Annotated in this window: 14 protein-coding genes; 4 read left to right on the top strand and 10 right to left on the bottom strand. The window is 50.9% G+C overall.

Annotated elements, in window-relative coordinates:
• Positions 1–245: 245 nt before the first annotated feature.
• Both V4U84_RS24030 and V4U84_RS24025 read right to left on the bottom strand, forming a co-directional pair.
• Entirely contained in the window at positions 246–473 is a 228-nt protein-coding gene (locus V4U84_RS24030) for a helix-turn-helix domain-containing protein (protein ID WP_334078105.1), read from the bottom strand.
• Positions 425–766: a sigma-70 RNA polymerase sigma factor region 4 domain-containing protein gene (locus tag V4U84_RS24025; RefSeq protein ID WP_334073423.1), complete on the bottom strand. Its 342-nt coding sequence runs from the start codon at positions 764–766 to the stop codon at positions 425–427. The genes V4U84_RS24030 and V4U84_RS24025 overlap by 49 nt, the downstream gene beginning before the upstream one ends.
• 182 nt (positions 767–948) lie before the next feature.
• Here V4U84_RS24025 and V4U84_RS24020 point away from each other — a divergent pair, with 182 nt between their 5' ends.
• Complete coding sequence (locus V4U84_RS24020) at positions 949–1,161, top strand: hypothetical protein (RefSeq protein ID WP_334073422.1); 213 nt, start codon at positions 949–951, stop codon at positions 1,159–1,161.
• A 270-nt stretch (positions 1,162–1,431) separates the two neighbouring features.
• Positions 1,432–2,265, top strand: a complete 834-nt coding sequence (locus V4U84_RS24015; protein WP_334078104.1) for a methyl-accepting chemotaxis protein — start codon at positions 1,432–1,434, stop codon at positions 2,263–2,265.
• A gap of 35 nt (positions 2,266–2,300) precedes the next feature.
• On the opposite strand, the gene V4U84_RS24010 is transcribed toward V4U84_RS24015, so the two are convergent.
• Positions 2,301–3,296, bottom strand: coding sequence for a Gfo/Idh/MocA family protein (locus V4U84_RS24010; protein ID WP_416367295.1), 996 nt, complete (start codon positions 3,294–3,296; stop codon positions 2,301–2,303).
• A gap of 85 nt (positions 3,297–3,381) precedes the next feature.
• Complete coding sequence (locus V4U84_RS24005; RefSeq protein WP_334078102.1) at positions 3,382–4,377, bottom strand: Gfo/Idh/MocA family protein; 996 nt, start codon at positions 4,375–4,377, stop codon at positions 3,382–3,384.
• A 161-nt stretch (positions 4,378–4,538) separates the two neighbouring features.
• On the opposite strand from V4U84_RS24005, the gene V4U84_RS24000 reads away from it, so the two are divergent.
• Positions 4,539–5,042: a hypothetical protein gene (locus V4U84_RS24000; protein WP_334078101.1), complete on the top strand. Its 504-nt coding sequence runs from the start codon at positions 4,539–4,541 to the stop codon at positions 5,040–5,042.
• A gap of 403 nt (positions 5,043–5,445) precedes the next feature.
• On the opposite strand, the gene V4U84_RS23995 is transcribed toward V4U84_RS24000, so the two are convergent.
• Positions 5,446–6,321, bottom strand: coding sequence for a DUF6612 family protein (locus V4U84_RS23995; protein ID WP_334078100.1), 876 nt, complete (start codon positions 6,319–6,321; stop codon positions 5,446–5,448).
• A gap of 203 nt (positions 6,322–6,524) precedes the next feature.
• On the opposite strand from V4U84_RS23995, the gene V4U84_RS23990 reads away from it, so the two are divergent.
• Positions 6,525–7,091: an SLOG family protein gene (locus tag V4U84_RS23990; RefSeq protein ID WP_334078099.1), complete on the top strand. Its 567-nt coding sequence runs from the start codon at positions 6,525–6,527 to the stop codon at positions 7,089–7,091.
• A gap of 98 nt (positions 7,092–7,189) precedes the next feature.
• On the opposite strand, the gene V4U84_RS23985 is transcribed toward V4U84_RS23990, so the two are convergent.
• The 5 genes from V4U84_RS23985 to V4U84_RS23965 form a co-directional block, all read right to left on the bottom strand.
• Complete coding sequence (locus tag V4U84_RS23985) at positions 7,190–8,620, bottom strand: YfcC family protein (RefSeq protein ID WP_334078098.1); 1,431 nt, start codon at positions 8,618–8,620, stop codon at positions 7,190–7,192.
• 70 nt (positions 8,621–8,690) lie between these two features.
• Positions 8,691–10,274, bottom strand: coding sequence for an amidohydrolase (locus tag V4U84_RS23980; protein WP_334078097.1), 1,584 nt, complete (start codon positions 10,272–10,274; stop codon positions 8,691–8,693).
• Positions 10,275–10,447: 173 nt separating this feature from the next.
• Positions 10,448–11,161 carry a GntR family transcriptional regulator gene (locus V4U84_RS23975; protein ID WP_334078096.1) on the bottom strand — a complete coding sequence of 238 codons (714 nt, stop codon included), beginning with the start codon at positions 11,159–11,161 and terminating at the stop codon, positions 10,448–10,450.
• 95 nt (positions 11,162–11,256) lie between these two features.
• Positions 11,257–12,072: a fructoselysine 6-kinase gene (locus tag V4U84_RS23970; protein WP_334078095.1), complete on the bottom strand. Its 816-nt coding sequence runs from the start codon at positions 12,070–12,072 to the stop codon at positions 11,257–11,259.
• 23 nt (positions 12,073–12,095) lie between these two features.
• A complete protein-coding gene (locus V4U84_RS23965; RefSeq protein WP_334078094.1) occupies positions 12,096–13,064 on the bottom strand; it encodes an SIS domain-containing protein in 969 nt (322 codons plus the stop codon).
• Positions 13,065–13,166 lie beyond the last annotated feature (102 nt).

The raw sequence follows: 13,166 nt of genomic DNA, 5'->3' as shown, positions 1-13,166 counted from the left end.
TCCGGCAAATTTCTGCGAATCTGCATCCTTTTTCGAGGGAAACGGCCCGGCAGGCTGATTCCTACGAAAATACCTGCATTTTTGCAGGAATTCTTTATCTATTTGAAATCCCCGATCCAAAGCCTGCATTTTTGCAGGAATTTCGCCCACGGGAGCAGCATCGGCACCCTTTTAAACCCCGGACATCGCCGGCGGCGCAAAAAAAGCCGCCGAACTCGTCGCGGCGGCAGCATAAACCTTCTTCTTCACTTGTCCTGCTCTTCCTTCTCCTTGATCAATTCCAGAAATTCCAGAATGATATCGGATACCGCATCTTCGGCCGGCGAATGAATGTACTTGCTGACTCGCAGGATATCCCCTCTATACAGCTCAAGCAGTTGCAGTACGGCCTCCGGGTCGTTTTGCTTCGCCCGATGAAGCAAGGTCAGGAACTCATCATCCGGGACAACTCTTGGATCATTTTGCGCTTCCATTTGTTCACCCCTTGCTGAGTCATATTCAATTCAAGGGCTACCTCACGCTCGGTCTTGTCTTGCAAATAAAGCTTATAAATGATCAAACGCCCCGTACTCGAAGGCAAGGCATCGATCAGCTGACGGATCAACATTTTGTCATCAGAAGATGAGGTAAAACTGGATACGGCCGGTTCGAATCCGTTGAATGAACATTCCCGTCTTTTCACAACTTTGGCTTTGTACTGTACCCTCCAGGCGATCCGATAAACTTCTTTCCGATATTGCTCATACACGGTTGGTTGTTCCTTCAAATTAACCTCCCCCTTCCATCTTCATCTTCTATGTATAGGGAAATGTGAAGGTTGAACTTACAACCATTAATATGCGAGATAATTTCAATTATAACATTTTTTCTAATTATTGGTTGTCAAAGTGGACAATTTTTTTCTCTATATAAGTGAAAGGGAATTTTCAGAGAAAGGAGGCCCTGAACATGCAGGTCACGGACATTGTCTCGATGGTGGCGAATGTTGGATTTCCCGTCACGCTGTGCTTTATCCTCATCAAGTATGTACTTGAAACCGTCGGTAAAAAGCTGGATACCATGAACTCTACGATTCAAGAATTATCCGAGCAAGTCAGAAATCTCGAAGAAAGCATCGACGGCGCCAGCCCGGCGGGTCAGACCGGTGCAAAAGCCAAATGAGTTTGAGTTTATCCCGTTTCGAACCCGTTGTATTGTGTCGTCACAGTGAACAAGGAAGCAGCCTGGCCCCATTCGAGCACAAGTTCCTAGCCTTTGGCTGCTTCCTGTTTTTCATGGCCCTTAGCAAACCGTCTTTCGCATCATTTTATTCCCTTCAAGCCCGTCCTATGCCTAAGCCGGGGATAGTCAAAAAATATCGAATATTGTCACCGTTTCGGAATGTACTATATAATCTATTTAAAAATTAATGAATAGGCGGTTGATCAGCGGATGAGTATTTTGCATAGCCTAGTCGCTTCGGTCCCTTACATGAAAAAAATGATTAAGGGCGACATTATGATCGGAATCACCGATCTCGAAAAATTTCTGCTCTATGAACCCTCTCAGGCTATCGATTTTCAGATCAAGCCCGGTGATCCTATTCCGGCGGACGACCGAAACCTGAGAACCGCCCTGGCCGGTCAAATCTCTTCCACCCAACTTCCTGCGGATATTTACGGAATTCCAATCTTGGCTTCCGCCATCCCGGTCCGGGATGAGCACGGAACCATCATCGGAGCTTTGGCTACCGCCCAGTCCATGGAGAACCAATTGAAGCTGGAAGAGAACATGCTGATGATGGAGTCCATTGCGGGCCGCCTTATCGATATGGTGCAGACCGTGGCCGCCCATTCCGAAGAACTGACGGCCACCAGCGAGAACATGCTGGCCAATACAAAGCAAACCGTGGAAAACTCCTCGGAGATTAATCATACCATCGGATTTATTAAAGAGATCTCCGAGCAGACCAATCTGCTTGGGCTAAACGCCGCGATCGAAGCGGCCAGAGTCGGTGAACTCGGGGCCGGCTTCGGGGTAGTGGCCAAGGAAGTCCGCAAATTGTCGGTCAGCACGAAAGAGGCCACCGCCAATATTTCCTCGACGCTAACCAATGTTCAAGACTCCATCCGCCGGCTGGAAACCGATTTTTCGCAAATCGTTCACTCTTCGCAAGAGCAGGCCGTTCTGGTCACGGAGTTCATGACGGTCATCGAACAACTGAACGAGGCCAGCCAGCAGATGAAAAGCTTTGTCGAATCGCTGATGCAGCACACCAGAGAATAAAACGAAAACGGCAGCCGCGGCTGCCGTTTATTTTTTCACTCGAACGGATATTTCAAATTCCATTGCCCACGGATTTCGTCAAGAAGCTTCATAATTCCGAGCGATTCCTCCAGCGTGATGGACGGGCTCTCCTTCAGGTCTGCCTGAAGGCAGCGGCCCACCTCCTCCGCTTCAAAAGCATATCCGGTGGACAACCGGTCGTCCGTGAATTTTATTTCCTCTTGGTCGGCAACCCGCAGATAGGCTTCCTTCGCGTTCAGGAAAGACGGAATATAAATGGAGCCTTCCGTTCCGTGAATATAGGCGTCATTCGTCAACGCAAGCCGGACGGCTCCGTGCAGGGAGGCGGTTTTCCCCTGGCCGTAGTCCAGCAGAATGGAGAAGTGCTCGTCGACGCCCGTCTGCCCAAGATGGACATTGCTCCAAATGTGTTCCGGCTTCGTTCCGAAAATCATCGACGCGAAAGAGACCGGGTAAATGCCCGCATCCAGCAACGCTCCGCCTCCGAGCTGCGGATTCAACAGGCGGCCTTCGGGATTCCAGTCGCTGCGGAAACCGAATTCGGCTTTAAGCAGCTTCACTTCGCCGATCCGCCCTTCCTCAAGCCACGTTCTGACCTGGACGATCGGCGGCAAAAACCGGGTCCACATCGCCTCCATCAAAAAGAGCTTTTTCCGCCTCGCCGCGTCCACAAGCGGCTCCAACTCGGCGCTGTTTACGGTGAACGGCTTTTCGCATAAGACGGCTTTACCCGCATTCAGAGCGGCAAGCACGTTCTCCCGGTGATAAGGATGCGGCGTTGCCACATAGATCGCATCGATATCCGGATCCTCCACCAATTCCGCATAGCTGCCGTAAGCGCGGGGCAAGCCGAATCGATCCGCAAACTTCTTAGCGCTTTCAATCGTCCGCGACCCTGCAGCCAAACCCTCTCCATTTCCGACGTAAGCCAAATCTTCGGCGAACCTCTCGGCAATCCATCCTGTGCCCATGATTCCCCATTTGATTGTTCCGCCCGCTTTTTCCACGATAGAGTTTCCCTCCTGACAATAATTTCATTGTGACTATATTAATTCTATCAGCAGGATAAACGGAACACCAACTTTTCTTCTATCGCTATTCAAAAGGGTACCGCAGTCCCCACTGGGTGCGAATCGTGCTCAGTTGTTCCATCACCTGCATCGAAGCGGCAAGCGGCATCAGCGCGCTTTCGGTCCGGCCTTCCACAAGACAGCGGCCCACCTCTTCCGCCTCGTACTCGTACCCTTTGCCTTTCCGCTCGTCCGCAAATGTCTCCACGGCTTCCCCGCCGATGTACAGCGTGACCGAAGGCGCCTTATTGATCGAGGGAAGCGCAATGCATCCCTTCGTCCCGTGAATGACCGCTTCGTTTCGGAGACCCAGCCGGATCGCCCCGTGCAGGGACGCTATACCTCCCGTGGGGTAGGTGAGCAGAGCCGAGAATTGCTCATCCACTCCGGTTTCGCCGATCCGGGCCGTGCTCCAGATTTCCCGGGGCAGAGTACCGAATACCATGGAGGCAAAAGCGACCGGATAAATGCCCACGTCCAGCAGGGCCCCGCCCGCCAGCTCCGGGTTCAGCAGCCGGCCTTCCGGCTCCCAATCGGCCATGATGCCGAATTCCGCCTGGACCAGGCGGACCTCCCCGATGCGGCCGGATTGTATCCACTCCATGGCTTTGCGCATGGGCGGCAGGAACCGCGTCCACATCGCTTCCATAACAAACAGTCCACGTTCCTGGGCGGCCGAAACCAGCACGTCCAGTTCCCGGCTGTTCACGGTAATCGGCTTTTCGCACAGGACGGCTTTGCCCGCCCGCAGGCTGTTCAGTGTATTTTCCAAATGATAGCGATGGGGTGTCGCGACGTAGATGACATCAACCTCAGGGTCATTGACCAGTTCCATGTAGCTTCCGTAGGCCCGCGGAATTCCGAATTGCGCGGCAAAAACCGCGGCATGTCCGGGCTGCCGCGATCCGACGGCATAAGCGACCCCATTTGAAGTATGGACCAAGTCCGCCACAAACTGCTCGGCGATCGTGCCCGTCCCCATGATTCCCCACTTCACTTTTTTGGCCTCAGACCCTCTCATGTTTCCTCCTCCTTCACAACTATACTAAATAACATGTACCCTTTTCCCGGGTTTGTGAAATACGGCTGCCCGTCAAGAACAAATTCCTTTGATTCTCCCCGGGTCCATCCGTTATACTGAAGCTGTTTGCGAAAAAGACGATATGACGGCGGAGGCGAATCATGCTTACATTTGAACAGAAGCTGCAAATTCTGGACTCCTACCCGGAGCTGGAGCGAAAAAATGTGTCGCTGGGACGCGTGAATTACCAGTATGAGCAAAGTGTCTACGATAAAAAAACGGTAGCTTACCATCTTCATCCCAATGGAAACGGATACGTGTATGCCGGCTTGCTGGAGGGATATGAAACGGACGATAAAGGCTATGTAAATATTCGCGAGTTTACCGAACAAGAACTGCGTGATCTGTTGGAGCGGTCGATCCGCTCCCTATCCGTGCGCGATGACCGGGAAACCGACGAACTTGAGGATCCCCTCCCTTCCGATTCATTCAAAGATACGCCGGGAGGCCTTTGGCGGAACGCCGACGGAGCGGTGCTGACCCTGAAATACGAAGACGATCTTTGGTACATTTTTGCCGGACAGAGCTTGGAAATGGTGTTTGAGACGCGGGAGGAGGCCGGGGAATATCTGGCCGAAGAAGGATTTGTTCCGCAAAAAAAATAGAGATAAGCGGGATCGCAGCCTACGGAGAAATCCTTGGGCTGTTTTTTTATCAAAAATTTTAAATAAAGTTCAAAAAAATGTTTGATTTTAGACACAAAATGTTCAATAATATAAATAAGACACAAAATGTTCACAAATTATATCTGCACTGCGAAAAAGGAGCTGACTCTCTATGTGGGAACCTGGAAGCAGTAAAACCAAAAGCGGCATATTCGGTTGGATTATCGGTTTGGGTATTTTCTACGCCGTCTTCTATATCGCGTTCACGCTAATGTCCATACACGGATAGTTGAAACCGTTGTCATTCGTTGGATAAGCCCCGCGGCTCTGCCGCAGGGCTTTTTTGCTTGTACACCGGAAAAAGCCGGACCCTGTTGGGTTCCGGCTTTGCACCATTGGATTTTTATTTTGCGCTATCCAATACTTCTTTAGGAACTTCGATCTTCGTGATCTCATCGTACTTGGAAATCGTGCTGTCCATCACCATGTCAAGCGTCACGTTTTGTCCTTCCACGCTCATGTCCATGGCCATTGTAACATTGGACTTCGTTGGCAGGAATGTGTCTTTGTTTACGGCATAAGAAATTTTGATGTTCTTGATGTTCATTTGCTCCAGCATAGCCGCTGTTTGTGCATTTTGACCGCCCGATTGATTCATCAGGTTTTTCGCCAAATCTTTCACGCCGTCGCCGGACAGATCCGCGGTCAATACATATTCGCCGCCTTCTTCAACCACTTTCGCTTCCTTGGCGATCGACTTAAATTGTTGCAGTTGAGCTTCCGGGCTTGCCGATTGCTTCAGGCTGTCTATCAATTGTTGGGTTTGTTCAGCCGGAGCTTTCATCCAGCCTGTGCCTTGATTCATGTAAACGGAATCCTTCGTGATGTATTGCTCCACGTTTTGGCTTCCTTGATCTCCCATGGACACGTTGATCACTTGATGCATTTCCATCGGTTCTTTCACAATATCCGATTTCATCGTCATGTCGATCTTTTGTTCCTGCGATTGATCACCTTGTTTCATTACGATCGTTTGATTGATTTTGGCCTCCATGGACATGCTTTTCAGCTTTTCGCTGGCTTCCGTGGATTTCGCCATCAACTCATCTACAGTAGGAACCTTTGTTTCCGCCGGCGTATTCGTAGTTGTTTCTGCGGCTTTATTTGCGCCGCCGTTGGCCGCTTTATTAGCGCCGCCTTCAGCCGCCTTCTCTTTGCCGCATGCTGTCATGCCAAGTACCAGTACTGCCCCCAGTAATACTGCTGTTAATTTTTTCAAATCTTTATCCTCCTAGAATATGTATTCCTAACGATATTACCCAATGCGCTAAAGGGATGACAGGGCAAAAAGACTCATTTCGGCTTATTATCATCATAATAATATGGTAATTTCGACCTATAATCGTTGCTTTTTTAAGTTATCCTGCCATGTATGGTTTATAATGTTAACGAAGAGAACCCGGAACGGAAGGAAGAAACGTGTTGAAAAACTTGCTGGTCACCGGTTACCGTGCGCACGAGCTCGGTATATATAACAATAAACATAAAGGCATCCCTTTCATCAGACAAGCCATCATCAACCGGCTCCTACCTCTCCTGGATGACGGATTGGAATGGGTAATCACCCCCGGGCAGTACGGCGTCGATCTGTGGGCTTGCGAAGCCGCCCTCCAGTTGAAGGAGGAATATCCACATTTGAAATGCTCCATCATCACGGCCTTCAGCCACCCCGAAGAACAGTGGAACGAGGACAAACAAACGTATTATCGCGATTTGGTGCACCGGCTCGATTATTACGGCTCGGTAAGTAAAGAAGGTTACCAGGGAAGATGGCAGTTTACGGCCCGCGATGAACTGCTGCTGCGAAAAACCGACGGAATTCTGCTGGTCTACGATGAAGAGGCCGGGGAAGCAAGCCCCAAATATATCAAAGAACGGGCGCTGAAAAAACAGGCGCAGGACGGTTATTTGTATCTTCAAATCGGCCCCGAAGAAATCCAGGCGGTCGCGGAGGAAGAACAACAGCGGGAGGAGTTTTTCGACGGCTAACGCGTAAAATCGGAAGCCCTGGGCAGAGATATAATGCCGAAAAACTCCCTGCAGTTCCCGGGTCGTTCATTCCCCTGTCCGCTGTCCTCCGAAGGGCATTACATCCCCACGAAAGCGGAGACCGCCGAGAAAATGGCCGCGATGACCCATAGCACGATGAAGAGTTTCATAATCACTTTTAGCCACTGCCCGAAGTTGACACGAGCGATAGCCAGCCCCGCGAGCAATACCCCGCCGGTCGGAGAAATCAGGTTGGTCAGTCCGTTTCCGAATTGATAGGTCGTAACGATCGCTTCGCGGTTGATCCCGACCAAATCGCCCAGCGGCGCGAGGACCGGCATCGTCAGGGCCGCTTCCCCGGAAGAGGACGGCACGAAGAAGGTAATGATATTGTGAACAAGCAGCATGATGGTGGTAAACGCGTAATTCGGCAGTCCTTTCAGCAAATCGGAGAGATAGTTCAGGATCGTATCGATGATCATGCCGTTTTCCGCAAGCACCAGTATCCCCCGAGCCAATCCGATAATAACGGCCGCATAAACAAACTCGCCGCAGCCCTTCACAAAATTCTCCGCCATTTCGCGCTGATTCATTCTGGATATCACACCCGCAAAAAGTCCAAGCGCAAAGAATAGCGCTCCGATCTCGGTCATATACCAGCCTTTCGTGAGAATTCCCCAAACAATCAGTCCCAACGTGACCACAAAACCGGAAATAATCAACTTGTCCCGCAGGGAGAAGCCGATTTCTTCCCCGGTATCTTCTTTAAGAAAAAGCGGCCGGTTAATCAGGTCATTTTTGAAAACAACGGATTTCTCCGGATGTTTCTTGACCCGATGCGCATACCACATCGTAAAGGCGATGGATATGCCGGTAAACACGATCCATTCGACAAACCGGAGCCACAACTGCGGATTGCCTTGAACCCCCGCGATTCCCTGTGCGATAAGCACGGAAAACGGGTTGGTCGTCGAGCCGACATAACCGATTTGCGTTCCCAGGAAAAGAATCAATATGGCGGTCATCGAATCGAAGCCCAGCGCAAACATCAGCGAAATAAAGATCGCGTACAGCGGGATGATTTCTTCACTCATCCCGAAGGTCGACCCGCCGAGGCTACAGATCACCATAGCGATCGGAATCACCAAAATCCCTTTGCTTTTAAGCCGCCGGGCCAGCGCAAGCAAACCGCGATCGATCGCTCCAGTCTGGAGAATAATGCCAAAGGCGCCGCCTACGACAAGCACAAAAGCAACGACATCGACCGCATTGATGACACCCTCCATAGGAGCGCTTAAAATTTGTGGAATCCCTTGGCGCAAATCGGTTTCCTCGCTTTGCTTGGATACCGAATGATAGGTTCCGGGGATGATGACCGATTTGGTCACTCCATCCACAGTGACCTCCTGACGTTCAAACTGCCCGCTCGGCACAATCCAAGTCAACGCCGCCATTAAAATCATAATGAAGAAGATCAGGGTATAGCTATGAGGCAGCGACCATTTGAATCTCTTTTTTCCCGTTTCCATCTTAACCCCTCATTCCGGAATTGGATTATTCACAAAATATAACATTATAAGATGTCTTATCCAGGGCAAACTAACTGCGTTGATCATGGACGATTTCTCCGCCTGCAATGGTCAACACCGCTCGGACTTCCCTAAGCTCGTCCGCCGGGGTTTGCAGCAAGTTCCGGTCAAAAACGGCGATATCCGCCAGTTTTCCCGCCTCCAGTGAGCCTGTCCGGTCTTCCATGAAACAATGTTTCGCCCCATTGACCGTCCATGCTTTAAGCACTTCTTCCACTGGCATCGCTTTTTCAGGGTACCATCCTCCGGGCGGACTTGCATCCGGAAATAACCGGGCGCTTGCGGCGTAAATCGAATCCGGAACGCTCGTTATAAACAGGGGGAGATCCGTCCCGATGGTGATCGTGACCCCGGCGTCCAGCATGCTCTTATAATTGTAAAAACGGCTTTCCTTATCTTTCCCGACCACCTCCGCCATATAAGCATCTTCATAGGACGGATTCAGCAGTAGGACCTGGGCGTACACTTCCGCGAAAATTCCGGCCGCGGCCATCCGCTTCAGATCTTCCGGGTGAGGATATTCCAGATCGCTGATCGAATGTCTTGCATCCCGCTTCCCGTTTTGTTCCCGGCATTTTTCCAGGATGGAAACCGCACGTCGGATCGCCGCGTCGCCTTCGGCAGTCAACGTGCATTTCAACCCGTTGCGATCGGCCTCCAGCACCGCAGCTTCTATAGCCTCGTAATCCACCGGACGCAGGTTGGTTATCCCCGGCAGATCGGCATAGGGCTCCAGCATGTCGCCCGTATGATCGGCCACCACGCCGTCCAGCATGAGCTTGAATCCCTGGAAACGAAGCTGGTCTCCCTTGTATTTCTCCCAGCACTCAAGACCAAACGAAATGTTAAGCGGTTCCAAAACAGGCTCCAGGGCAAAATGAACGCGCAGGGGTAAACGCCCGCTCTCCTCCAATTTTGTCAAGACCGGCAGCAAACCGCTGTAATCATCAAAACCGATATCCTTGATCGAGGTCACCCCGCGCTCCGCCAGCATACGGGCGAAGTGAAGAAACTCGGCTTCCACCAGTTCCTTGTCCCGGAGCATCTCTTTCAGTAATCGGGCTCTCGCTTCCGCACTGCATTCGTCCGGCTTAAATCCATACTTGTCTATGGCGGCTCCGTTCATCCAGCAATAACTTTTTGAACGGTTGATGGCAACCACCGCCCGGTCGGGAAAGGCACCGTCCAACAATGCTTGTTCCGGCAATTCCCCCCAACTATCCCGATCCCAACCGAAAGCGTATACATTTTTGCCTTCCGGAAGCGCGTCCGCATATTTCACCAGCATGCGCAGCGCTTCCTGAACAGAGGTTGTCTTGGACAAGTCCAGGCCTCGATGCATCGACATATAGCCGGTAAAAAACACATGGTTGTCATGGATTCCGGGCATAATCAATTCATCCTTGAAATCATATATTCTCGTGTCCGGCCCGATCCATTCCCGAAATCCCGATTTTGGCCCAACCGCGGCAATCCTATCCCCTTTCACCGCAACAAATCCGGGTCTCGCCACAGGTTCCTTCCCGGTGAAGACCGCATCCGACACGAGGACGAGATCGGCAAATGCCGTCCTTGTGGCATTGGAAGCTTGCATGTTCACCCCTCCTATTTCATGAAAGCTCGTTAAAGCTCGTTTTTTGGGCTGCATATTGTTTGAAAAACTCCGTCCTTCTACCATACGTATTATAACGTTATGTTCTAGGGATCAACCTTCCCCTTCATCAGGGAAAAGAAGGTTATGGTGTTTTCGGCAAAAGGACGGAACGTCTACAAGGTAAACTGATATCTGTCTCCAATCATGAACTGTTTTCCGACGTGCACCGGTAATCCGCGCTGGTCGTAGATCATCGTTCTCAAGTAAAAAAGCGGCTTTCCGATCGAGGTTTCCAATAAACGCGCCTTATCTTCGTCCGCCAGCACGATTTCCAGCGTCGACTCCCCGGGCCGGTTCGGATCAATTCCGTACTTATCCCGCAGCAGATCGTAGAGCGAGCCTTCCAGCGTCTCGTCCATAAGAAACGAGAACCGCGATTCCGGATAGTAGTTGTTCTCCAGCATCAGCGGGTTGTCGCCGGCATATCTTTTGCGCTGAATATAGATCGCCTTCTCTCCTTTCGCCAGTTGCAGGGCACGCGCCAGTTCAGGGTCGGGAACGATCATTTCCTTTCGGGTCACCTTGCTGTGCGAAGATAGTCCGTTCGCCTCGCACGCCGCAGTAAATCCGATCACGTGCTCAATCTTCCGCCCGATTTTGGGATGACTTACAAAGGTTCCTTTCCCCTGCCGCTTGGTCAAATATCCTTCCTGCGCCAGTTCTTCAACGGCCTTGCGAACGGTGATGCGGCTGACATTATAACGATCGCTCAATTCCGTCTCTGTGGGAATCTTCTCCCCTTGCTGAAAAATTCCGTTATGAATCGCTGCTTGAATCGCTTTTTTGAGTTGAATATATAATGGTTCAGGATGATCAGAATTTAACATAGGACCCTCTCTTGTACTATAACGTTATAGACTCTTGCTTAAAGCGTATCAAACGTTACCGGATTATACAAGAAGATGGTTTAACGCCATTTCCGTCATTCGTAGGATACTCCGAAACCGAAGGACCCTTCCACGAGACAACTGGCCGCGGCGAACCTGGAGCCCTCTTCCATCGCCGCCTGGATGTTGCGGTCCTTAAGATAGCGGAGCAGAAACGCTGCGATAAATGAATCTCCCGCTCCCATTGTATCCACGGCCTCCACCAACTCCGGAGTCTGATAATATAAGCGCGATCCGTCAAAAGCGACAGCCCGGTCGCCGCCGCGGGTAGCCACAATCACTTGCCCATCCCGGCCCCGTTTGGATTGAATATAACGAATCGTTTCCTCCTCGCTCAGATGACTGCACGAGAAGAAGGCGAAGTCAACATGAGGAATATGCTGTTCAACCTGAGCCTCATCAAAATCATCGGAGAAATCGAAGGAAATTGGAACGCCGAGGCTTTGCAGTTCGGGCAGTAAATGCCCCGTATGGCTGTAAAGACCGGTATGCATCACGGCAAACCCCTGGATATAGGCCTTGTCTTCCTCGCTTAGCCGCAGCGGATTCAAGCGGGTAACGCCGCCTTCATTGCTCCCCAGAAAAATTCGGTCCCCGTTCTCCAACGTAACGCGTGCACAACCGTTTTCGCCGTGGTGATGGCGGCACAGGCTGATATCGATTTCCAGTTCCTTCAAGGTCCGCTCGACATGCCGCGCTTCACGGTCATCTCCGAACACGCCGACAAAAGCCGCGTCCACCCCCAGTTTCTTGGCAAACACGCTGAAATTCAGCGCATTGCCTCCCGGATACATCACACCCAAGTGAACATATTTATCTACAACGTTATCGCCAATCCCCAAAACTTTCATGCTATATCACCCCTGTTTTCAGTTCAATATGCCACTTTCCCCATGTAGCGGCGAGTCTCTAACGGATGATTGCGAATGTCCGCCAGCTCTTCGCGGTATACGCACAAGATGCTGTAGAACAGGACGGGGTTGAAGAATTCCACCACTTCATCGGCGATCGTGTTCAATCCCAGTTCCTTGGCGTCCACGACTTCCACTTTTGCCGCATACTTATTCAGGAAGGTCAGAGCGCGTTCATCCAATGCGCGGGTGCGCCCCTCATTCATCATCAAGATAAATGGCGTCTCTTTATCGGTCACTTCAAACGGACCGTGGAAGTATTCACCGGAATGGATCGGAGCCGCATTAAGCCACTGCATTTCCATCAAAGAGCAGATGGCAAACCCGTAAGCATGTCCGTAAGAAGCTCCGCTGGACAAAATATAGAACAAATCCTCGCTCCGGTATTTTTCCGCGAATGCCTTGGCGCGGGGAGCCACCAATTTCTTGCCTTCCACAATAATGCCGTTGATCTTGTGAATGCCGTTCCGGAACGCTTCGTAATGGGCGTACCCTTCCGTCACGTTCAGGATTTCTACGACCAATTCCAGAATGATCGCCATCGGATTGTTTTTCACATCGCTGTCCTCGCCCCACTCGTACAAGAAAGGATGGTCGGTGTATTTCAGCAGCCCCGCTTCCTTATTATGTGTCAAACCGATGGTGTGCGCCCCGTTCTCTTTGGCCACTTTGGCCGCCTCAACCGACTCGGGCGTATTGCCGCCATGAGAGCAAACGATGACCACGGAGTCCTTGTTCAAGCGTTTCGGCAAAGCATGGACAAATTCATTGGCGGTATAAAGCCCGGTAACCACTTTTTGGGCCTCGCTCTCCAGAAAATACTTGGACGGATACATATCTACCAGGGATCCGCCGCAGGCGACCAGATAAACCTCCGAGATACCGTTTTTGGTCTGCTCATGAATCGTGCTAATGACTTTTGATACGTTCATCTGTAATCTCTCCTTTTATATAACGTTATATAACGTATTGTTTACATTCCCAATATAACCGCTTTCATGGATGAGGTCAAGCCCATTTTTTTTCGCGTTAAC

This window comes from Paenibacillus sanfengchensis (assembly GCF_036864765.1).
GTDB classification, from domain to species: domain Bacteria; phylum Bacillota; class Bacilli; order Paenibacillales; family Paenibacillaceae; genus Fontibacillus; species Fontibacillus sanfengchensis.
This window is presented reverse-complemented; position numbering and strand designations above follow the sequence as displayed.